The sequence below is a fragment of the Paenibacillus sp. FSL H8-0034 genome (assembly GCF_038000305.1).
Classification (GTDB): Bacteria; Bacillota; Bacilli; order Paenibacillales; family NBRC-103111; genus Paenibacillus_S.
Genome location: NZ_JBBOBS010000001.1, coordinates 3,843,440 through 3,865,163 on the forward strand (window position 1 = coordinate 3,843,440; position 21,724 = coordinate 3,865,163).

The window sequence follows — 21,724 nt, forward strand, 5'->3', positions numbered from 1 at the left end:
GCTGGCTGCATGATGGTATCCGGGTGTATGTCCAATACCAAAGAAAAGGCCGCCAACCCGACAAGCAATGCTAAGGATCAACTCGTTTTATCCGTTGGTGCGGAGCCAGAAGGCGGATTCGACCCTACGACAGGCTGGGGAAGGTACGGATCGCCATTGTTCCAAAGCACACTGCTTAATAGAAATAGCGAAATGAAAATTGAAAATGATCTGGCTACCGGATACGAAGTAAGCAGTGACGGCAAAACGTGGACGATCAAGCTGCGCAAGGACATCAAATTTTCAGATGGCAAGCCGCTAACGGCTGAAGACGTTCAATTTACTTTTGAAACTGCTGCCAAAAACGGTACAGCCATCGATTTAACCAATATGGAAAGTGTTAAGGCTACGGATGAAGCCACCGTCACATTCAAGCTTAAAGAACCACAGTCAACTTTCATTACCTTGCTTGTTTCAACAGGCATTGTGCCCAAGCATGCATACAGCAAGGATTACGCAAGCCATCCGGTAGGCTCAGGTCCTTTTAAGCTGGTTCAATGGGACAAAGGGCAGCAGGTCATTGTTGAGGCGAACTCTGAATATTACGGGAAGAAGCCCTTTTTTAAAAAATTAACATTTTTGTTTCTAAATGAAGACGCTTCGTTTGCGGCTGCAAAGGCAGGAAAAGTGGATGTATCCTATATCCCATCAGCTTTTAGCAAGCAAAAGATTGAGGGTATGCGTCTTGAAGCGCTAAAAACCGTAGATAACCGCGGCATTATGTTTCCTTATGTTAAATCCGGACAAAAAACGAAGGAAGGCATACCCGTTGGTAATGACGTGACGGCAGATCTATCCATTCGTAAAGCAATTAATGTTGCCTTGGACAGAAAAGCACTCGTTACAGGTGTACTCGAAGGCTATGGTTCACCCGCTTATACAGTGAATGATGGCTTACCTTGGTGGAACCCGGAAACCGTATTCGCTGATGCTAATGTGAATGAGGCGAAAAAACTGTTAGCAGATGGAGGTTGGAAGGATACCGACGGGGATGGCATATTGGAAAAAGGTGCTTTAAAAGCACAATTTTCACTGGTGTATCCTTCAGGTGATGTTTCCCGCCAATCACTTGCACTGGCAGCCGCTGATATGATCAAGCCAATTGGGATCAAAATCAATGTTGAAGGTAAGAGCTGGGATGACCTTGGAAAAATGATGTATTCAAACGCTGTAATGTTCGGCTGGGGAAGTCATGATCCTTTGGAAATGTATAATTTGTACAGCAGTAAATATAAAGGTGCCGATTATTACAATACAGGTTATTACAGCAACCCGACCGTAGATGAATGGATGAATAAAGCGATGCTGGCAAGAACGGAAGAAGCGGCGTGGGATAACTGGAAAAAGTCGCAGTGGGATGGTAAAACTGGCTCAAGCGCCAAAGGAGACGCTTCCTGGGCATGGCTCGTAAACATCGACCATTTGTACCTGGTGAAGGATAAGCTTGATATTGGCAAGCAAAAGATTCATCCCCACGGACATGGTTGGCCTGTGACTGATAACATTGAGGATTGGAGATGGAAGGAATAGAGAAGCAGGGTTGGATTCTGCAGAACCGTACGGCAGCATTTTGGGGACGAAAGGCGATTCGGCTTTTATCCCTTTTGTTCGCTGTCAGTGTGATCTCGTTTTGGCTTGTTGAGCAATCGCCTATTGATCCTATACAAGCTTATGTGGGCGCTGATGCGATGAAGGTAAGCCCTGAACAGCGGCTGCTGATTGCCGAATATTGGGGGTTGGATAAGCCTCCTGCAGAGCGGTTTCTACGCTGGGGCTCGGCGCTGCTGCATGGTGATCTGGGCACATCGATGATCCACCGGATTCCGGTAGTTGAAGTCATCGGGGAAAGGTTTATGAACTCGGTAGCACTCATGGGCGTATCGTGGCTGTTGTCAGGAGTGATCGGATTTGTCGCGGGCATAGTTGCGGCTATGAACAAGGATAAGTGGATAGACAGGCTGATCAAATGGTACTGTTATACCTTGGCATCTACCCCAACGTTTTGGCTAGGGTTATTGCTATTGATTGTTTTTGCAGTTTGGCTCGGATGGTTTCCGGTTGGTCTGGGTGTGCCTGCAGGTGTGCTGGCCGAAGATGTTACTTTCGCTGATAGAGTTCAGCATATGATTTTACCGGCATTGACCTTAAGTGTGGTTGGCATTTCCAATATTGCTCTACATACACGGCAAAAGCTGAATGAGGTGTTGGCGAGCGACTACGTGCTTTTTGCAAGAGCGAGAGGGGAGTCGGGTTTTCGTTTGTTCTGGAGACATGGACTACGAAATGTCGCACTTCCTGCGATTTCCTTACAATTCACCTCTTTTAGTGAGCTGTTTGGAGGTGCTGTCCTCGCAGAGCAAGTATTTGCATATCCGGGGCTGGGACAAGCGACTGTTGAAGCTGGTCTGCGGGGTGATGTTCCGCTGCTGCTTGGCATGGTGTTATGCAGCTCATTATTCGTATTTACCGGTAATGCGGTGGCAGATCTGATCTATCGGTTAGTGGATCCAAGGCTTGCAGCAGGAGGGAACCGATGAGTCGATCATGGAGTGACACAACATCCCGTGCACCTGTTAAAATTCGTATGAATCGCAGAAAGCGTTCGTTTATTTACAGTGGAATCGTCTCTTTGTTTATTTTGACCGCCTGGCTTGGCGGCTATTTGGTAGACTCGACAGTATTGGATACACATTTGGAAAACAGAAACCTGTCGCCATCATTCGCTCATTTGTTCGGCACAGACTGGTTGGGTAGAGATATGTTCTCACGAACGGTCATGGGGCTTGGTATCAGTATTCAAGTTGGTTTTATTGCTTCTGCAAGCAGCTGTTTGATTGCCGCCATACTCGGGCTGACGGCTGCAATGGGAAGGACTGCGGACGCGATTGTCTCTTGGTTGATTGATCTGTTTTTAAGTGTACCGCACTTGGTCTCGCTTATTCTGATTGCTTTCGTATTTGGTGGTGGCATGAAGGGGATTATTATCGGAATTGCCTTCACGCATTGGCCGAGCCTTGCGCGTATTATTCGTGCGGAGGTACTGCAGCTTCGGTCAGCCGAGTATGTACGGATCTCTCGTAAGCTTGGCAGGTCACGGCTGTGGGTTGCCTCTCGTCATATATTCCCGCATTTGCTTCCGCAGCTGCTCGTCGGATTATTGCTGCTGTTCCCACATGCTATTCTGCATGAAGCGGCAGTTACCTTTATCGGATTGGGTCTATCGCCGCATCAGCCGGCTATAGGTATCATTTTATCCGAATCCATGCGCTATTTGTCGACTGGCATGTGGTGGCTGGCATTTTTCCCTGGTATCTGTTTACTGCTGGTTGTCCGTTCGTTTGATAGGGTGGGCGAGCAATTACGTGTACTCGTGGACCCACGCCAATCGCAGGAGTAAGTAGGAATCCTTTATAGGGAGCGAGATAAAACTTGTGAAGTAAGTTTTCTACGAAAACTTTTAGGAGGTGTCACGTTTGGCACTGCTTGAAATTGACCAATTAAGTATTGCTTTTACCCGCTATACAAGCATTTTACGCCAACGTACGACCGAGGTCATTCATGAATTGCAGCTTTCGATTGGAGAAGGAGAAATCGTTGCAGTTGTTGGTTCCAGCGGTTCTGGCAAAAGCTTGCTCGCTCATGCGATCATGGGTATTCTTCCTGGAAATGCGAGTGTGACGGGTACACTTCGCTATAAGGGAGAGCCGTTGGACGCTGCCAGGCAGGTGGCCCTACGAGGAAAGGAAATCGCTTTGGTCCCACAGTCTGTTAATTATCTTGATCCTCTTATGCGGGTGGGAGAGCAGGTGCGTTCATCAGTGGATCAGCAGTCGTTGTCGTTGGATGCACAAAGAAAAGTGTTCGCCCGTTATCAATTAGCAGAAGATGTAGAACGGATGTACCCGTTTCAAATCTCTGGCGGCATGGCGCGACGGGTACTGCTATCCACAGCTGTGATTAGCGGTGCCCGATTGATCATAGCAGACGAGCCGACACCGGGGCTTCATCAGGATGTTGCCCAGGAAACACTACGCCAGTTTAGAGAGCTTGCCGACGAAGGCTGCGGTATTCTGTTAATTACGCATGATATCGAATCGGCTTTGCAGGTAGCGGATAAAGTGGCGGTATTGTACGCAGGGACGATCATGGAGATGGCTCTTGCAGCAGATTTTAGCGGGAATGGCGAGCAGCTTAGACATCCTTACACACAGGCGTTATGGAAGTCACTTCCGCAAAATGAATTTAAACCGATTCCCGGTTCACAACCGCTTGCAGGGGCTTTGCCGGATGGATGTCTATTTGCTCCGCGATGTGAGCATGCATCTGATGAGTGCAGTCGTCTGCGACCGGAGACACATCATATTCGCGGTGGTTCAGTGAGGTGCATTCATGCTTCTTGAGGGGAAAAATCTTGGGTTTCGCTATGGGCGGGGAGATTGGATTGTCAAAGATATTGACATCAGCATCAAGCAGGGCGAAGTGGTCGGTCTTGTCGGACCGAGCGGCAGCGGTAAGACGACGCTTGCCCGTCTGCTTGCCGGCTATGATAAACCGCAGACCGGAACTGTCACCTGTGATGGAGCTCCGCTTGCAGCAAGCGGTATTCAGCCAGTACAGCTGGTATTCCAGCATCCGGAGAAGGCTGTTAATCCGCGTTGGCGCATGCGTCAGACGATTAGGGAGGGCTGGCTGCCAGATTCGGCATTTTTGCACATGCTCGGTATTGAGGAGGAGTGGCTGGATCGTTGGCCTAATGAGCTGTCCGGTGGCGAGCTTCAGCGATTTTGTGTGGCGAGAGCCTTGGGGCCGCAGACGCGGTTTTTGATCGCGGATGAGATGACTACGATGCTCGACGCCATCACGCAGGCGCAAATCTGGCATACGGTGATGGACATTGCTGAGCGTCGCAATCTGGGTATCCTGATGATCAGTCATGAGCCCAGTCTGATTCAAAGGCTGTGTACACGCGTCATTCATTGGCAAGGGAAATCCGGTGAATAAGCTGCACTCGTTTTCTTATGCACCGGAGTCGTAGCTCAGATTCCGACTATAACAAAAAATGTAGAGCGATAAGGGCCACAGAGATATGGAACAAAATATCAAGCCAAAATTTGCTTGGTAAATTTGCTTTTTGAATCACTACATATAAGGAACGGATAATAATGATGATGAGTGCAGCTTGAACAAGAATCGTAGGGATCATGGAAACCTCCTGTTTGGTTCAGCTTTTTACAATGTTCCGTTCTTACTATCTGACTTTAATTTGAACCTTGTTGTTGGCACCCTGACTTTTGGGTGTCAGCTCATTTCCCAATACGGCAGCAGCCTGTTTAACCGAATGGGTTACACTGTGCAGGGCTTCACCCATATCCTGAGCCGATTCCAACAGGGGCTCTACCGTTTTTATTTTGCCTTTTACATCCCGGGAAATTTGGTTGGCTGTATGAATAAGCTGCTTGGCCTCTCCTGTCAGATCATGGGCAGCTGTTCGGACCTCGGCCAAGGTCCTGTTGGTTTCGTCTAGCGACGTCATCCCTTTTTGCAATATGCGAATCAGATAAAAAGTCAGAGTCACAAAAGCCGCACTTGCCGCAACCACGCTAATATCAATAGCCATATCCGTGCTCCTTTCTTTGTTGTCCATAGTCCAACTCCTTTTTAATCCTATACTATGTCCAGGCAGGCTTATTTATTCGGAGTATGATGCTAATCCATAGGTTAACGAGTTCCAGAGAGAACTTATTTGAGCATAGCAGACACAGCTTTATTGACAACGAGTGGATGCGACCAGAATCGACCACAAAAAATTAACATTGATAACATAGTTGGTGTTCTGTAATATAGAGTGATTAGGGGCAGGGCTATGAGGAGATGTGAGTAGTGGCAAAAGCGAAGCAAAAAAGACCGACACGCGATGAGTTCGAGCTCGAGGACCTGGGAAACCAGATTGTTGAGGCCAAGGATAATAAGGAGCAGGTCATGCTAACCGTCTGGGGCGTGGAGGAGCCTGTTGTAGGGATTATTGTGGAGTTGGATCCCAGAAAGCGTCAAATACGAGTCAATCTGGAGGATGGCTTTAAATGGATTCCTTTTCTGGATGTTATGAGGTTGGATTACCCCCGTTATTGAGTCGTAAACTGAATCGTGAACCAAGCTGAAAAAACCTTCCTTCCGTTATGTACGGTCATGGAAGGTTTTTGCTATTTATATGCCACTTCTTAAAGTGCAGCGCCTTTGCCGCCATCGACATTGACCGAGGTTCCCGTTACATAGGAAGCCGCGTCTGAGACCAGGAATGTGATGACTTTTGCCGCTTCTTCGGTTTCGCCAATGCGACCCAACGGAATTTGATGATTCGGATGCAGTGAGAACTGCTCCCAAGTCAGCTCAGGGTGCTGCTTTTTCCAGCCCTTTTCGATTTGATCACTCCGGATCATCCCGATGCAGACGGCATTCACCCGAATATTGGCAGAAGCCAGATCCTTGCTCATTGCTTTGGTTAGAGCCATTCCGGCAGCACGACTGACTGTAGTCGGTAAAGACGAAGCGGAAGGGGTCTTGGCAGATGAGGTGGAGATGTTAATTATCGCGCCTTTTCCCGCTTTTCGCATATGGGGAATGGCTGCTTTGGAGCAATGAATTGCACCGAATAGCTTTAAATCCAAATCATAAGCCCAGCCTTCAGATTCGACTTCTTCGAAAGGACGAGCTGCAGACGTTCCTGCGTTATTCACCAGAATGTCCAAACTGCCAAAGCGATCCACAGTTTCTTGTACAGCTTTCTTGCAGTCCGCTTCAGAGGTAATATCCACTTGAATATAGAGCACCTCAGCACCGGTTCTTTCCACAATCTGTTGTGCTGCTGTACGCAGATCGTCCTCATTGCGCGCACATATGGCTACACGTGCTCCCTCAGCAGCCAGAGCCAAGGCAGTTCCAAACCCAATTCCCTTACTGCCTCCTGTAATGAGTGCTACTTTTCCGGTTAAACCCAAATCCATGATCGTTACCTCCAGTCTCTATGTATTTGAGCAACAATAATCTCTCATAAAAAGTAGCACGCGAGCCAAATGCTTGTCAATATTGATGAATTTCTTAAGGCTTACAGAACCATTGATAAGCTGGAGGACACCTTTTTTTGGGACGATAGTTATTGATTAAATACGAGTTTATGTGTATAATTCATAAAACGAACATGTGTTCTGTTTATTATGAGAACCAGCACAACAGGAGGGAACCGCAATGAGACCTACTTTTTTTGAAGAGCTTAAAGGTATGAAGCGGAACAATGAGTTCAGGGAAGTCATTCTGATGCAAGCTGCCAAAAAAATGCTGGCGGATAAGAAGAAAAAGAGTCGACTGCAGCGTTTACTTACAAGAACGAATAAGGTGAGAACAATTCCTAAATGCTGGGATTGAACCAACCTGACTTATATATAGAAACTGACGAGCCTTCATTTGATCACATGCGGTTTAATCCGCACCTACCTATAGGCATCTGCATACCTTAACCTCATAAGTAAGTCACCATTACTTAATAAGAGAAGGGCAGGAGCTTGAATGACTTTATATATGGATTACCAGTCCCCATCGGTACAGTTCAGCTTTGACGTAAATAATAGCACGCTTTTTAGAAAGGATGCCCGTAATTACATCAATGTACTGTCCAACAAGCAGCTGAATACATTGGAGAATACATCACTGCTTGATATTTTTCTCAGTACTGGCAATGTAGTTGAGCCTCACTATCATCAAAATGCTGCAGAGCTTGTGTATTGTATCTCCGGTGCAGCAATTGTCTCAATAATCAATCCGTTCACCAATGAGCTGCTCCATTTTCCGATAACACCAGGTCAAGTGGCGAATGTGCCCCAAGGCTGGTGGCATTACGAAATTGCCTCGGTTGATAATACTCATTTGTTGGCGATCTTTGATGCACCGGTTCCTGAAGTGATACTGGGATCTGACATTCTGAGATTAACGCCTGCCAATGTACTGGCACATACCTACTGCCTGAATGAAGCTGCAGTTAAACAAACACTTGCCCCTATCAATGACTCTGTCTTTATAGGTCCACCAAGAGACTGCAATCCTTCTCAGGTTCATGGGAGCATGGCTGGCAAACCGCAGCCTTATCCAGCCTATACCCAGCAGCCAAACCATGGGCAGCACAACCCAATCGGGTATCAACTTCCCGCACAACAGTATTATTACACACAGCCCTATCCAAGCCAGACATATTGAGATATATAAGCTGTAGCTACAGGTAAGAGAAGTGATAATCCCTTAACACCTTCGGAAGGAGATGTTAAGGGTATTTGTTCGTTTGAATGGTTACCAGATAATAAAATAATCTATCAAAATTGTGTAAATTTTATTATAATGTACATGCTTTCAAATATGTTTTTGCAAAAGGGGTATCGTATGATCCGTTCATTGGCAGCATGTTTATCCATGGGTCTGATTACAGTCTTTCTATCGACCCTTGTGGGACCGTTAAGTGGTCAAGCTTATGCAGCACCGACCATTTACAAAGATGTTCCCGCCGAGTATTACGCAAGTAAAGAAATTGCCAAGCTTACAGAGAGCGGGATCATCGAAGGGAATGAGCAGGGCTTATTTCAACCGGATGTGGAAATTACGCGCGGTGTCACTGCCGTGTGGCTCAGTAAAGCCTTAAAGCTTAGACAGCCTAACAGCTTGAACGGATTCACAGATGTCCCAGCCTCAAGTCCCTACGCCATGGCAGTTAATGCCTTGAAGGAAAAAGACATTGTACAAGGCGATCAAGGTCGATTTAGTCCGGAGGAGCCATTAACCCGTGAGCAAATGGCAAGCTTGCTGGCACGAGCTTTTCAGCTTAAGGATAACCATATGAACATATGGTTCAAGGACGAAAAAGCCATAGGCGATAGTCACTTTATCGATGTCGTCAGACTCAAACAACACTTTATTACCGAGCAGCTGGAATTTATGCCGAAGAACAAGGTAACCAGAGCACAGCTTGTCCTGTTTCTCAGCAGAGCGATTTCAACGGTCACATTGAAGGATAATGAATTACCACTTGATGATTTTCTGAGGGGATCTGCACAGTCCAGCTTCAAGTCGTCACCTGATGGTAAGAAGATGGCCTACCTCAAGACAGCCAACAACCAGACACACATCTATTTGAAAAAAACTGGGGAAGAAGCCTCGGAAACACGTATCACCAGCTTGACCAACCGAGATATCATTGGGTTTTTGTGGTTTAGCAATGATAAAATTTTATACATAACCGATATGTACGGAACGGAAGATCATCATATTCATGTAGTAAATGCGGATGGAACGGATGAAAAGGACTTGACCCCTTTTGATCAGGTAAGAGCCCAATATATGGAGTCGTTATCTTACATGAGGGGCCATGAATTTGATATCTTAATCAGCATGAATGAAAGGTCTTCACAGCGCTTTGATGTGTATCGTTTGAATGTCAAAACAGGTGCCATGGAAATTGTCGCTGAAAATCCTGGCAATGTGACCAGTTGGCTTACAGACTTGTATGGAGAAGTCAGGGTGGCCATGGCAACAGATGGTATTAATACGTCTATGCTGTACAGAGAGACACCTGCCCAGCCATTTAAACCTATCTTGAAGCTGAATTATGGAGATTCCTTCATTCCCATTATGTTTTCGTTTGATAACAGCCAACTGTTTGCTTTATCTAATATTGGCAGGGACAAGCTGGCCTTGGTCAAGTACAACATGAATACCAAAGAAATCGGCGATACCGTTTATGAAAATCCGAAGGCCGATGTGACCAATATTATCATTTCCTACCAGAAGGAAGCGATATTGGCCGTTGAATATGAGACGGACAAAGTCTACTATGAGTATCTGGACAAGGAATACGAGCGGTTAAATGTAATGATTGCAAATAAGCTTCCCAATCAATCGTACCAGATTTTGGGTAATCCACTGCCGGATACGAAGGTGCTGCTGAGAACCTACAGCGACAAATCGCCGGGAGCCTATTATTACTATGACCGCAAAAAAGACACACTGGATAAAATCGCAGATAGCAAACCATGGATCAAAGAAGAGCAGATGGCTGAAATGAAGCCGATTTCCTACAGATCGCGTGATGGGTATACAATCAATGGCTATTTGACTCTACCCAAAACCGGTAGCACCAACTTGCCTTTTGTCATCCTTCCACATGGTGGACCTTGGGCACGTGATTCATGGGGATACGATAGTGAGGTGCAACTGTTAGCTAATCGCGGCTACGGCGTCCTGCAGATGAATTTCCGCGGCTCTACAGGCTACGGTAAGGAATTCAAGTTGGCTGGGGACAAGCAATGGGGCAATACGATGCAGGATGATATTACCGATGGCGTGAGCTGGTTGAAACAGCAAGGGTACGCGGATCCGAAGCGAATCGCAATATATGGTGCGTCATACGGAGGCTACGCAGCACTGGCGGGAGTAACGTTTACCCCTGATTTGTATGCCGCCGGAATAGATTATATGGGGCCTTCCAGCCTGTTCACCTTCCTTAATACGATGCCGTCTTACTGGGAGCCTGATCGTCAAAAATTGTACAAGCAGGTTGGTGATCCTGAGAAGGATAAGAAGCAGATGGAGGACAGATCGCCTTTGCTGCATGCCGACCAAATTAAAACACCGATCATGTTCGCTCAAGGTGTCAACGATCCACGGGTAAAGAAGAGCGAGTCGGATCAGATCGTATTGGCACTTCGTCAGCGTGGAATTGATGCCCCTTATATGATTAAAAATGATGAGGGTCATGGCTTCCAGACATATGCCAATCGAGTTGACTTCTATCAGGCGATGTTAAAATTCCTTGATAATCACTTAAGTAAGTAGAGCGCTGAATAACGGCTTGACATCCAGTTATACTTCATGTATAAATATGTATAATTCAAATTTGAGATTAGCTAACAAATTAAAGAATTACTCAGATATAATAGTTTGACGCTATTGCCACCATGTATGCTTTTTACGATATGCCAATATTAATGAACGAGACAGTAATTCCAGACAAAGAGTCACAGTGAGCCGGAATAGGTGAGATCCGGTACGGATGATTGGAATGAAGCGGACTCGGGAAATGGTCCTCCGAACACAACCAAGTAGGGGGATCCGGTAACTGCCGTTATCAGCAGAGTGACTGGCCTTGTGACACAGGACCAGTACTTAGAGTGGTACCACGGGAAGCGCGAGCTCTCGTCTCTTATTTAGAGACGGGGGCTTTTTGTGTTTTAGCCATAAATGAGGAGGAATAAGATATGTTAAACACGTTATTGAGCTCAGAAATTGAACTACACGTGCGTGAGATGCTGGTTGCACAGGGAATTGAACCGGGACCTGAGCTGAATATCCAAATTGAGCATCCGATGTATCCTGAGCATGGAGAATACAGTACGAACATTGCCATGAAGCTGGCTAAAGCTTTACGCAAATCCCCCCTGCACATTGCTGAGGAGCTTCAGCAAAGGCTGGAGCAGCAAGGGAACATAAGGGGAATGGTTGCACAGATTCAAGTGGCAGCACCCGGCTTTTTAAATTTTCATCTGAATTGGGCCGTTTGGGCTGCTCGTCAAATCGAAGCCCCGAATGGCTCACAATCCAAGGTGCTCATCGAACACACTTCGATCAACCCTAACAAATCAGCTCATATCGGCCATTTAAGGAATTCCTGCATCGGGGATGCACTGGCCCGTATGTTGAGATACGCGGGACATGAGGTAGAGGTTCATAATTATATTGATGATCTGGGTAATCAATTAGCAGATACGGTGGTCGGGATTCTGAATACGTCTGTGGAGCAAGCTCATGCTCGTTTTGGAGATTATTGTTGGGATACGTATGCCAAGATTAATCAAGCCTATAAGGTCAACGCGGAGCTGCAGGAAGCACGTGTTCAGGTGCTGCAGCAATTGGAAGAGGGGCATTCCAATATGGCATGGATCGGTTCTTTGGTTGCTGAACGTATCGTTCGCGAACAGCTGGATGAAATGAAGCAGTTTGGCATTGGATATGACGTGCTGGTTTGGGAAAGCAATATTGTGAGAGAAGGTTTCTGGGCATCAACGTTTGATTTGCTGCAGCAGACGGCTGTATTTCGTCAAGTCACGGAGGGGAAGCTGAGCGGCTGTTGGGTGCTCAAGCAATCCGAGGAGTTGCCGGAGGCGGGTGTAGATACGGATTATCAGGCAGATAAAGTATTGGTCAGATCGAACGGGATTTTAACGTATACAGCCAAAGATATTGCCTACCATATGTGGAAATTCGGTATTCTTGAAAAGGATTTTACCTATACCAAATTCGCCGAGCGTGTGTGGACTACACATCCAAAGGGTGTCAGGAAAACATTGGGTCGAGCAGATACCGTGATCAATGTCATTGATCAGAGACAACAATATCCACAAGCCATGGTGAAGCTGGCACTTGAAGTACTCGGTTATCCAAAGCAAGCCGAGCAATTAAAGCATGTAAGCTATGGAGTCGTATCGCTAAGCCCGGAAACGGCCGCAAGCTTGGGTGTAGATATCTCGGATGGCAAAAGCTCATACGCGATGTCGGGTCGTCAAGGAATCGGAATTAAGGTATCCGACCTGCTGGATCAGATGGAGCACATTATTCATTCAAAGCGTAAAAGAAAACAAGGCTTGTCGAGCAGATCGATAGCAGCGGCGGCGATTCGTTATTATTTGCTAAAGTATCATCTGCAGACTGAAGTAGTCTTTGATCTACAGCAGGCTACAGAGGTATCCGGTAATTCTGGCGTCTATCTGCTGTATGCGTATGCAAGAGCTAATAGCATTCTGGACAAGGCGGCTAAGGCTCAGCATCTGTCTAACGGATTTCCGTTACAACCAGACTCCAACCGCTTGTCAGAGTTGGAACCTCAGGAGCAGCTATTGTTCAGACAGCTTGCATACTGGCCCGAAACGCTGCAATTATCGATCAACCAGCTTGCTCCTAACTTGATCTGCAGCTATGCTTTCGAGCTGTCTTCTACGTTTAACAACTTTTATAGCGTCTGTCCAATAATGAAAGCATCTGAGGAGCAGCGTGAGCTTCGCCTGTGGCTTACTCAGAGATTCAAAGATACGTTACATCTAGCCTTACAGGTGCTTGGTTTACCAACACCCAAACGGATGTGAAATTGTCTTTTAAAAAAGCTTGAAAGAAAACAAAATATTGTTTATGATAAATGTATCGCATAATATCAACCATCGTTCTACATTATAAAACACTTGGTTGAATCGTAAGGAGTAGCCATGCCAATTATTCAATCCCTGGACCGTGCTTTAAACATTCTCGATTTGTTCGATGAGTACACAACTGAATTGAAGATCACCGAGATCAGCAACCGGATGGACCTTCACAAGAGCACGGTGCATTCGCTGTTGAAAACCTTACAGTTACACGGCTATATCGAACAGGATGAGGAAACAGGCAAGTACCGGCTTGGCATGCGACTGCTGGAAAAGGGTCAGCTCCTGCTGCAACGGCTTGATATTCGGTCGTTAGCACGCAAGCATCTTGCCGCTTTTACCGATCAAACCGGACAAACCACGCATCTCGTTATTTTGGATGGCAAGGAAGGTGTCTATATTGATAAGGTTGAGGGTGAGAAGGCAGCGATCCGCTACTCACGAATAGGTCGTAGAGTGCCGCTTCACAGCAGTGCCGTTGGCAAGGCTTTAGTCGCTTTTCGTAAACAAGAAGAGATAGAGCTGTTGTTGAAGGATTACAGCTATGTTGTTCAAACTTCTTTAACGATCACGAATAAGGAAGCTTTTCTCACTGAGCTATCCAGGGTCCAAAGCCAGGGCTATGCGGTAGACGATCAGGAGAACGAGCCGGGCGTACGCTGCGCTGCTGCTCCAATCTATGATCATAATGGTCAAGTCGCAGCGGCTATGAGCGTATCCACATTATTATCTGCTGTAGACGATAGCCAGTTTCAACAATTGATTGAACTGCTCCTGCAAGAAACGAAGACGATTTCCAAGCTTATGGGTTATCGTCCTTAGGATTCATGAATGCCTGAATAGGCATTTTAATTTAAGATGAATCGAAAACCGTGTTTTATAATGTCAAACAAAATCGTGTTTTAGCTATAACCAAAAAACAATTTTCAATGGAAGAGGGAGTTAACGATGAGAATTATCCGATATACGAATGCACAATCCTTACCACAGCTCGCAGCTGTGAACGAACAAGACGCGGTGTATAATCTGGAGCAAGCTGATTTTATTTCCTTAGTAAACGAAGCAAGGGATGCAGGAAAGTCGCTTCTGGAGTTTGTGCAAGCACTTGTTTCGGGTACATCACCTATAGCAGTGAAGCTTGATCAGCTTGAACTGCTCGTACCCATCGAAGCCCCTGAGGTATGGGCTGCTGGTGTTACTTATGAACGGAGCCGTGAGGCACGTAACTATGAAGCAACTGGCGGCAAAATGGACGCATCGACCTTCTATGACAAAGTGTATGATGCGGTACGTCCGGAAATTTTCTTCAAATCGACGGCTGCACGCACAGTCGGGCCTGGCGATTATGTTCAGCTTCGCAGCGATTCGGAATGGCAGGTTCCAGAGCCGGAGCTTGGGCTCGTATTGGATAGTGTTGGCACGATATTGGGCTATACCATCGGTAATGACATGAGCTGCAGGGATATCGAGGGCGAGAATCCATTGTATTTACCTCAGGCCAAGATGTGGAAGCGTTCTTGCTCAATTGGACCAGCTATACTGCTGGAGGAAGCTGTTGCTGATCCTTATCAATTCCAAATCACCAGTACCATTTACCGTGATGGGGAAAAGGTTGTAGAGGGTACAGCCAGTACAGGTCAGCTAAAAAGGAAGCTGGAGGAACTGGTATCTTTTCTGGTGAGGGACAACGAGGTTTTTGCCGGAACCGTATTGCTGACCGGAACTTGCATTGTGCCTCCTAATGAATTTACACTTGCAAATGGGGACCGTATCGACATTGAAATTTCCGGTATCGGTACCTTGATCAATCCAGTCAAAAGCGCGGACTAATCAATTGCAATTACACCGAATACGCCATTTTAATCCAGTTATCCGTTCTAACCAATGACAATTCTAAGGAGGAATTACGATGGGAACATTTGCAGGCGAACAAACCTATTTGAATTATATCAATGGTGAATGGAAGGCAGCCTCTACAGGCAAAACCATTTCGAGCATCAACCCGGCGAGCCGCCATGAAGTGGTGGGTTATGTCCAATCCTCGTCCGCCGAGGATTTGAACGAAACCGTAGCTGCAGCGAAAGCCGCGGCCAAAGCATGGAGAAAGCTCTCCGGTGCAGCAAGAGGCGATTATTTATTCAAAGCGGCCAACATACTCGAACGTCGCTTGGATGAGGTTGCTGAATCAATGACCAGAGAAATGGGCAAAACGCTGCCGGAAGCCAAAGGCGAAACCGCTCGTGGTATAGCGATTCTACGATATTATGCCGGAGAAGGCATGCGTAAAATCGGCGATGTAATTCCTTCTACAGATAGCGAAGCACTCATGTTCACGACCCGCGTTCCTCTTGGTGTGGTCGGTGTCATTTCACCTTGGAATTTCCCGGTGGCGATTCCCATTTGGAAAATGGCACCTGCGTTGATCTACGGGAATACAGTTGTTCTCAAACCCGCTACAGAAACAGCAGTTACTGCAGCCAAAATCATCGAATGCTTTGCTGAAGCGGGTCTTCCGGCAGGCGTTATCAATTTAATTACAGGCAGCGGCTCTGTGATCGGTCAAGGTCTTGCCGAGCATAAGGATGTTAACGGCATTACCTTTACCGGCTCCAATCAGGTAGGCAAAAGCGTCGGTCAAGCAGCGTTGGCGAGAGGTGCCAAGTATCAGCTGGAAATGGGCGGGAAAAATCCGGTCATTATCGCGGACGATGCGAATCTGGATTTGGCGGTAGATGGTACGATCAGCGGCGGTATCAAATCAACTGGGCAAAAATGTACAGCGACTTCGCGGGTTATTGTGATGAGCGGGATTTATGAAGCGTTCAAAGACAAGCTCGTTACCAAGGTTAGGGATTTGAAGGTAGGTCATGGTTTGGAGCAGGGAACCTGGTTAGGACCTTGTGCGAATGAGAATCAGCTGAATACCGTTGTTTCTTACATTGAAAAAGGGATTGCCGAAGGCGCAGAGCTGCTTGTTGGAGGCGCACGTCCTGATCAGGCAGATCTGGCCGATGGGTTCTATATTCAACCTACGGTATTCGATAAAGTAACACCCGATATGGCCATTGCCCGCGAGGAGGTTTTTGGACCTTTGCTCGCTTTAATCAAGGTCGACACGATGGAAGAGGCAATTGCACTGGCTAATGACTCCGACTATGGACTCAGCGCCTCGATTTACACACAAAACATTAGCAATATATTGGCCTTTATTCAAGATATGGATGCAGGTCTGGTAAGAATTAATGCGGAAACAGCGGGTGTTGAGCTACAAGCTCCATTCGGTGGTATGAAACAATCAAGCTCACATTCACGTGAGCAGGGTCAAGCGGCTATTGAATTTTTCACTGCGATAAAAACCGTATTTTTAAAATCCTAGTCATCCTGCCCTAATACTTTTTATCATAGAGCTGCAAATAGAAAGATATCCATACGGTACAGAACGTCAGGAAAGAAGGGTTCCACATTGAGTGAGCAGTTAAATCAGATTATGGGCACCGATCATTCGCAAATATATGAAATTCATACCCATGCTTCCGGTCCCGAGGGCTCGCTTCCGTTAACGCGGGAGATGCTGCTGAATTCACCGAGCGGTGATTTATTCGGGCTCTCGCAAAATGTTGGAATGGGTTGGAAGCCCACTCGCCTAGGTGGCAAGCAGTTTCTGCTGCTGAGCACGCAAGGTGGAATCCGTAAGGATGATGGGACTCCTGTTGCTCTTGGATATCATACTGGACACTGGGAAATAGGTCTGCTTATGGAAGAAGCAGCTAACGAGATCGCCGATAACGGCGGTCTGCCTTTTGCCGGCTATGTGAGCGATCCCTGCGATGGCCGTTCCCAGGGAACGACTGGAATGTTCGATTCACTGCCTTACCGTAATGATGCGGCTATCGTTTTTCGACGGCTGGTTCGTTCCTTGCCGACCCGTAGAGGGGTCATTGGCGTAGCGACCTGTGATAAAGGGCTGCCCGCGATGATGATGGCGCTTGCTGGTATACATGATCTACCTTGTATTATTGTTCCAGGCGGTGTGACGCTCCCTCCTACAAATGGCGAGGATGCAGGCAAGATTCAGACGATAGGCGCCCGTTATTCGAATGGGGAGCTATCGCTGGAAGATGCAGCCGATTTGGGCTGTCGCGCCTGTGCAACTCCAGGAGGTGGCTGTCAGTTTCTCGGGACGGCAGCAACGGCGCAGGTCGTTGCCGAGGCGCTTGGCATGACCATTCCTCATGCAGCCTTGTCTCCCTCCGGTCAGCCGATTTGGAAGGAGATGTCCCGCCAATCCGCACGAGCTATGATGGCAATGGAAGCCAAGGGTATCAAGATGAAGGATATTTTGACGGAATCGGCTATCCGCAACGCCATGGCAGTACATGCCGCTTTTGGCGGTTCGACCAATCTGCTGCTGCACATTCCGGCCATTGCCCATGCGGCGGGGCTGCCTGTGCCTACGGTTCAGGATTGGATTAAGATCAATAAAGCGGTTCCACGCTTGGTCAGTGTGCTGCCGAATGGACCGGATTATCATCCGACAGTACGCGTATTTCTGGCCGGTGGTGTACCCGAAGTGATGCTGCATCTAAGACGGCTCGGTGTGTTGGATGTGGATGTAATGACAGTTACAGGGGAAAAGCTGTCGACGGTTCTCGATTGGTGGGAAACGAGCGAGCGCCGGCAAGCGCTTAAGAAGCTGCTGCTGGATGCTGATGGTGTTGAAGCAGATGATGTTATTATGACACCCGAGCAATCCAAACGAAGAGGGCTAACTTCAACCGTAACCTTTCCGATGGGGAATCTGGCTCCGGAAGGTTCAGTAATTAAATCAACAGCTATCGATGCATCCGTTGTTGGTGAGGATGGTGTTTATCGTCACCGCGGCCAAGCAAAGGTGTATACCTCTGAGCGCGAAGCGATCTTTGCCATTAAAAGCGGGGGCGTAGTGGCTGGTGATATTATGGTGCTGATCGGTCGTGGTCCTTCTGGAACCGGAATGGAAGAAACCTACCAATTAACATCAGCACTTAAGCATCTGCCTTTTGGCAAGTACGTTTCGCTCATTACCGATGCCCGATTCTCGGGGGTATCAACAGGGGCTTGTATTGGTCATGTTGGACCCGAGGCGCTTGCTGGTGGTCCGATCGGGAAGCTGCGTAATGGTGATACGATTGATATCGTAGTGAACCGTGATACCCTTGAAGGCAGTGTCCATTTTATCGGTCACGGCGATGATCTCGTCAGCCCGGAGGAGGGTGCGCTCATTCTTCAGGCTCGTGACCCGCATCCAGATCTGGCTCCCGATGCGAAGCTGCCGGATGATACCCGATTGTGGGCAGCACTGCAAGCGGTTAGCGGTGGCACTTGGCGGGGAAGCATCTATGATGTGGAACGAATCGTAACGGCACTGGAGGCAGGCAAGAAATCGTTAGGCTGGTAAATCTACTATCCCTGGACTCATAGGGAAAGCTTTAATAAAACAAGCCGGAGAACCAGGCTGGAATCAAGGCGAACGCATCGCTCTTGTATTCGGCTGCAGGGTTCTCCGGTTTTTTCTTGCTGTAGTTTCTATATTTGGCCTGACATAGTATGATAGGATAGATAGGAAAATACGGGATAAAGGAGAGGGAACCATGAGTATAGGCAGCATATTATTGCAAACGTCTATCGATACCTTCAAGAGTGCAGAGAGGCTGGGCTATAAAACATTATTGCAATTATCCTATGAGGAACTGCACCTGAAACCAAGTCCTGAATCGAATTCCATAGCAATTATCGTTAAACATCTCCATGGAAATATGCTTTCACGCTGGACCGATTTTCTTACAACAGATGGGGAAAAGCCAAGTCGTGATCGGGATGCCGAGTTTGAAGAAGGCTATGATACCCGCGAAGCACTTCTGGAAGCTTGGGGCTCAGGCTGGGAGCTTATGTTTGAGACCTTACAAGACTTGAAGGAAGAAGACCTGTTGAGGAATATCACAAAACGCGGAGAGGTACATAACGTGATTCAAGCTATATCCAGACAGATTCAACATTATGGTTATCATGTGGGACAAATTGTGTATATCGGCAAGCAAATCAAGGATGCGGATTGGCAGCAGCTTAGTGTTCCCAAGAAAGCATCGCGGTTATAATCACGTTGATTCCACAATTATGATTAAAAATATAAACAGAGTGATCAGGATGAACAGCATGATCAGATAGAAGGTAGGTAACTAAATTGAAATTTCGGCCCTGTATTGATTTGCACCAAGGTAAGGTCAAACAAATTGTAGGTGAAACTTTAAGTGCGGCTAACCATGATGTTGTAGAAAACTTTGTTTCCGAGTACGATTCTGCGCACTATGCTTCTATGTTTCAACAAGATCAACTGCGGGGCGGGCATGTGATCATGCTTGGCGGCGGTAATGAAGAGGCGGCTAAGCAGGCGCTAGGTACTTATCCGGGCGGTCTTCAGATTGGTGGAGGCATCACAGCGGATAACGCAGTTTCCTATCTGGAGCAAGGCGCATCGCATGTGATCGTGACCTCATACATTTTCCGTGATGGCGAGCTGGATATGCATAATTTGCGTCGGATTGTAGAAGCTGTAGGCAAGGAAAAACTTGTTATCGATCTAAGCTGCAAAGCTAAAGACGGGGTATGGTACGTGGTAACAAATCAATGGAAAACTTTCAGCAGCTTTGAAGTGAATCAAGCAAATATACGCGAGCTGGCAAGTTATTGTGATGAATTTCTTGTTCATGCTGTGGATGTGGAAGGCAAGCGTACAGGCATTCATGAAAGTCTGGTTCGTCATTTGGCTGATTGGGTAACGATTCCGACAACCTATGCGGGTGGAGCTCGTTCCATGGAGGATTTGGAGCTGTTCAGATCCATTGTACATGGAAACATGGATATAACGGTTGGCAGTGCTTTGGATATTTTTGGCGGAAGCTTATCCTACAAGGATGTTGTTGCTTATTGCGGCCAAGCAGAGTAAGGAGGCGACAACCATAAGCCGAGTCACAGAAATCGATAAGTCCCGTTTGCAGGTGTTTATGGCATTTCAAAAGGATCCGCTTCATCTGCTGGAGAGCATTCTCCATGACGGCGATATGGTTTACTTGGGCAATGGACGCAAACGGCCAGCCTATATTGTGAATTCACCAGAGTTTGTCCATGAAATTCTCGTCAGCAAGGATGCCTTTTTCGTTAAAGGACGATCTTCCTCGGTATTGAGCAGAACGATAGGGGATGGACTTCTTACATCGGAGCATGAGCAGCACCAGAAGCAGCGTCAGTATATGCAGCCAGTATTTTACAAGGAACGCATTCAGTCTTATGCCCAAATCGTACTCAGGGAAGCAGAAGCGTTCGCTAACCGGCTCACAGCAGGACAAACCATCTCCATCAGTGATACGATGATGCAGCTTACGTTGACGGTAATAGCCCAGACGATGTTTGCCACCGATCTGGAGGAAAGCAAGTCGGAGCTGGCAGCAGCGGTGAATGATACGATTGAGCGTTCTGCGCGGACTTTATTTTCACCCTTTATTCTGCCGCTAGGTATACCGACTCCGGGAAATATTGTGCATCGAAGAGCGATTCGTACGCTGGAGACGATGGTCTATGAGGTTATTAATGATGCCCAAATCCATCCCGACAAGTATCAGTTAAGCCTGCTGGGTCTGCTGATGGATACGAGGGATACGAACGGTGAGGGCATACCGATAGAGGAAATGCGCAATCAAATGATGACCATGCTGCTGGCCGGACATGAGACAACCGCGAATTTGCTCACGTGGATTTGGTATTCGCTGGGTGAGCACCCAGAGGTAGAGGCCAAATTTCATAAAGAGCTGGAGAGCGTAGAGCTGACCGTAGGCTCAGCTATGGAGCAGTATCGCAAGCTCACCTATACGAACCAAATCATTCAAGAGGCACTTCGTCTGTACCCACCAGCTTGGACCATATTGAGGGAAGCCGAACGTGAAGTGACGATGCTGGGTGAGACCTTTGCTCCGCATAGCTCCTTTCTAATCAGTCCCTATTCCATTCATCGAAATGGGAATGTATTTGAGGACCCGCTGGCATTCCGTCCTGAACGATTCGCAGAGGGAGCAGGGTCTTGGCCGCGGTTTGCTTATTTTCCGTTTGGCGGGGGCTCGCGAAGCTGCATCGGCTCTAACTTCGCCATGATGGAAGCAACCCTGATATTGGCAGCAGTCGGCAAAAGATTTCGCTTTCGTCGGACAGATACGCTGCCGGTTCAGCCCGAGCCTCTCGTCTCGCTGCGAATCAAGGGCGGACTTAACATGGAACCAATCAAGCAATAGCAAAGCAGGCCAGGCATATTGACACTGACCTGGCTTCTTGCTGTTGCTATTTTTTTATAATATGAGAATTTACAAGTTTTCAGCAGAGCTGAATATTCTGATATTGCAAGAAAAGCAACCTATTGGACACGAATGTATCTT

20 protein-coding genes and 1 other annotated feature are annotated in these 21,724 nt (G+C 47.2%); of the genes, 17 read left to right on the top strand and 3 right to left on the bottom strand.

Annotated elements, in window-relative coordinates; all coding sequences use genetic code 11:
* Positions 1-12: 12 nt before the first annotated feature.
* From NST47_RS17495 to NST47_RS17515, 5 genes are all read left to right on the top strand, one after another.
* Positions 13-1,569: an ABC transporter substrate-binding protein gene (locus NST47_RS17495; RefSeq protein WP_445667468.1), complete on the top strand. Its 1,557-nt coding sequence runs from the start codon at positions 13-15 to the stop codon at positions 1,567-1,569.
* Positions 1,557-2,576, top strand: coding sequence for an ABC transporter permease (locus tag NST47_RS17500; protein WP_341156235.1), 1,020 nt, complete (start codon positions 1,557-1,559; stop codon positions 2,574-2,576). The genes NST47_RS17495 and NST47_RS17500 overlap by 13 nt, the downstream gene beginning before the upstream one ends.
* On the top strand, positions 2,573-3,436 hold the full coding sequence (locus NST47_RS17505) for an ABC transporter permease (RefSeq protein WP_341156236.1): 864 nt from the start codon (positions 2,573-2,575) through the stop codon (positions 3,434-3,436). Before NST47_RS17500 ends, NST47_RS17505 begins: the two co-directional genes overlap by 4 nt.
* Before the next feature lie 76 nt (positions 3,437-3,512).
* Positions 3,513-4,439, top strand: a complete 927-nt coding sequence (locus NST47_RS17510; RefSeq protein ID WP_341156237.1) for an ABC transporter ATP-binding protein — start codon at positions 3,513-3,515, stop codon at positions 4,437-4,439.
* Positions 4,429-5,040: an ABC transporter ATP-binding protein gene (locus NST47_RS17515; protein WP_341156238.1), complete on the top strand. Its 612-nt coding sequence runs from the start codon at positions 4,429-4,431 to the stop codon at positions 5,038-5,040. The genes NST47_RS17510 and NST47_RS17515 overlap by 11 nt, the downstream gene beginning before the upstream one ends.
* A 46-nt stretch (positions 5,041-5,086) precedes the next feature.
* Here the strand turns inward: NST47_RS17515 and NST47_RS17520 are convergent, their stop codons facing one another.
* Together NST47_RS17520 and NST47_RS17525 are read right to left on the bottom strand one after the other, a co-directional pair.
* Positions 5,087-5,242: a hypothetical protein gene (locus NST47_RS17520; protein WP_341156239.1), complete on the bottom strand. Its 156-nt coding sequence runs from the start codon at positions 5,240-5,242 to the stop codon at positions 5,087-5,089.
* A gap of 45 nt (positions 5,243-5,287) precedes the next feature.
* On the bottom strand, positions 5,288-5,683 hold the full coding sequence (locus tag NST47_RS17525) for a DUF948 domain-containing protein (protein WP_341156240.1): 396 nt from the start codon (positions 5,681-5,683) through the stop codon (positions 5,288-5,290).
* A gap of 236 nt (positions 5,684-5,919) precedes the next feature.
* Between NST47_RS17525 and NST47_RS17530 the strand changes: the two genes are divergently transcribed.
* Positions 5,920-6,168, top strand: a complete 249-nt coding sequence (locus NST47_RS17530; protein ID WP_076232981.1) for a YolD-like family protein — start codon at positions 5,920-5,922, stop codon at positions 6,166-6,168.
* An 89-nt stretch (positions 6,169-6,257) separates the two neighbouring features.
* On the opposite strand, the gene NST47_RS17535 is transcribed toward NST47_RS17530, so the two are convergent.
* Positions 6,258-7,040, bottom strand: coding sequence for an SDR family NAD(P)-dependent oxidoreductase (locus NST47_RS17535; protein WP_341156241.1), 783 nt, complete (start codon positions 7,038-7,040; stop codon positions 6,258-6,260).
* Positions 7,041-7,281: 241 nt separating this feature from the next.
* Here NST47_RS17535 and NST47_RS17540 point away from each other — a divergent pair, with 241 nt between their 5' ends.
* From NST47_RS17540 to NST47_RS17590, 11 genes are all read left to right on the top strand, one after another.
* A complete protein-coding gene (locus NST47_RS17540) occupies positions 7,282-7,458 on the top strand; it encodes a hypothetical protein (RefSeq protein ID WP_341156242.1) in 177 nt (58 codons plus the stop codon).
* A 141-nt stretch (positions 7,459-7,599) separates the two neighbouring features.
* The gene (locus NST47_RS17545; protein WP_341156243.1) at positions 7,600-8,283 is read left to right on the top strand and encodes a cupin domain-containing protein; all 684 of its coding nucleotides are present in this window, start codon (positions 7,600-7,602) and stop codon (positions 8,281-8,283) included.
* Between the two features lie 180 nt (positions 8,284-8,463).
* Positions 8,464-10,908: a S9 family peptidase gene (locus NST47_RS17550; RefSeq protein WP_341156244.1), complete on the top strand. Its 2,445-nt coding sequence runs from the start codon at positions 8,464-8,466 to the stop codon at positions 10,906-10,908.
* A gap of 143 nt (positions 10,909-11,051) precedes the next feature.
* Positions 11,052-11,279: a binding site (T-box leader), on the top strand.
* 51 nt (positions 11,280-11,330) lie between these two features.
* A complete protein-coding gene (locus NST47_RS17555; RefSeq protein ID WP_341156245.1) occupies positions 11,331-13,211 on the top strand; it encodes an arginine--tRNA ligase in 1,881 nt (626 codons plus the stop codon).
* A gap of 117 nt (positions 13,212-13,328) precedes the next feature.
* Positions 13,329-14,087 carry an IclR family transcriptional regulator gene (locus tag NST47_RS17560; RefSeq protein WP_341156246.1) on the top strand — a complete coding sequence of 253 codons (759 nt, stop codon included), beginning with the start codon at positions 13,329-13,331 and terminating at the stop codon, positions 14,085-14,087.
* 126 nt (positions 14,088-14,213) lie between these two features.
* Positions 14,214-15,095: a fumarylacetoacetate hydrolase family protein gene (locus NST47_RS17565; RefSeq protein ID WP_341156247.1), complete on the top strand. Its 882-nt coding sequence runs from the start codon at positions 14,214-14,216 to the stop codon at positions 15,093-15,095.
* A 79-nt stretch (positions 15,096-15,174) separates the two neighbouring features.
* Positions 15,175-16,641 (top strand): alpha-ketoglutaric semialdehyde dehydrogenase GucD, encoded by a 1,467-nt coding sequence (gucD, locus tag NST47_RS17570; protein WP_341156248.1) that lies wholly within the window; start codon positions 15,175-15,177, stop codon positions 16,639-16,641.
* Between the two features lie 111 nt (positions 16,642-16,752).
* Positions 16,753-18,702, top strand: a complete 1,950-nt coding sequence (locus tag NST47_RS17575; protein WP_341159689.1) for a YjhG/YagF family D-xylonate dehydratase — start codon at positions 16,753-16,755, stop codon at positions 18,700-18,702.
* A gap of 193 nt (positions 18,703-18,895) precedes the next feature.
* Entirely contained in the window at positions 18,896-19,399 is a 504-nt protein-coding gene (locus tag NST47_RS17580) for a DUF1572 family protein (RefSeq protein ID WP_341156249.1), read from the top strand.
* 86 nt (positions 19,400-19,485) lie between these two features.
* The gene (gene hisA / locus NST47_RS17585) at positions 19,486-20,247 is read left to right on the top strand and encodes a phosphoribosylformimino-5-aminoimidazole carboxamide ribotide isomerase (protein ID WP_341156250.1); all 762 of its coding nucleotides are present in this window, start codon (positions 19,486-19,488) and stop codon (positions 20,245-20,247) included.
* Positions 20,216-21,583, top strand: a complete 1,368-nt coding sequence (locus tag NST47_RS17590; RefSeq protein WP_341156251.1) for a cytochrome P450 — start codon at positions 20,216-20,218, stop codon at positions 21,581-21,583. The genes hisA and NST47_RS17590 overlap by 32 nt, the downstream gene beginning before the upstream one ends.
* Positions 21,584-21,724: the final 141 nt, after the last annotated feature.

Bases quoted from the DNA above. Each gene is read 5' to 3' on its own strand.
- NST47_RS17555 (WP_341156245.1), top strand. From the start codon at position 11,331: ATGTTAAACACGTTATTGAGCTCAGAAATTGAACTACACGTGCGTGAG.
- NST47_RS17500 (WP_341156235.1), top strand. From the start codon at position 1,557: ATGGAAGGAATAGAGAAGCAGGGTTGGATTCTGCAGAACCGTACGGCA.
- NST47_RS17550 (WP_341156244.1), top strand. From the start codon at position 8,464: ATGATCCGTTCATTGGCAGCATGTTTATCCATGGGTCTGATTACAGTC.
- NST47_RS17520 (WP_341156239.1), bottom strand. From the start codon at position 5,242: ATGATCCCTACGATTCTTGTTCAAGCTGCACTCATCATCATTATTATC.
- NST47_RS17535 (WP_341156241.1), bottom strand. From the start codon at position 7,040: ATGGATTTGGGTTTAACCGGAAAAGTAGCACTCATTACAGGAGGCAGT.
- NST47_RS17590 (WP_341156251.1), top strand. From the start codon at position 20,216: ATGTTGTTGCTTATTGCGGCCAAGCAGAGTAAGGAGGCGACAACCATA.
- NST47_RS17545 (WP_341156243.1), top strand. From the start codon at position 7,600: ATGACTTTATATATGGATTACCAGTCCCCATCGGTACAGTTCAGCTTT.
- NST47_RS17560 (WP_341156246.1), top strand. From the start codon at position 13,329: ATGCCAATTATTCAATCCCTGGACCGTGCTTTAAACATTCTCGATTTG.
- NST47_RS17495 (WP_445667468.1), top strand. From the start codon at position 13: ATGGTATCCGGGTGTATGTCCAATACCAAAGAAAAGGCCGCCAACCCG.
- NST47_RS17505 (WP_341156236.1), top strand. From the start codon at position 2,573: ATGAGTCGATCATGGAGTGACACAACATCCCGTGCACCTGTTAAAATT.
- NST47_RS17515 (WP_341156238.1), top strand. From the start codon at position 4,429: ATGCTTCTTGAGGGGAAAAATCTTGGGTTTCGCTATGGGCGGGGAGAT.
- NST47_RS17575 (WP_341159689.1), top strand. From the start codon at position 16,753: ATGGGCACCGATCATTCGCAAATATATGAAATTCATACCCATGCTTCC.
- gucD (WP_341156248.1), top strand. From the start codon at position 15,175: ATGGGAACATTTGCAGGCGAACAAACCTATTTGAATTATATCAATGGT.
- NST47_RS17540 (WP_341156242.1), top strand. From the start codon at position 7,282: ATGAGACCTACTTTTTTTGAAGAGCTTAAAGGTATGAAGCGGAACAAT.
- NST47_RS17565 (WP_341156247.1), top strand. From the start codon at position 14,214: ATGAGAATTATCCGATATACGAATGCACAATCCTTACCACAGCTCGCA.
- NST47_RS17580 (WP_341156249.1), top strand. From the start codon at position 18,896: ATGAGTATAGGCAGCATATTATTGCAAACGTCTATCGATACCTTCAAG.
- NST47_RS17525 (WP_341156240.1), bottom strand. From the start codon at position 5,683: ATGGACAACAAAGAAAGGAGCACGGATATGGCTATTGATATTAGCGTG.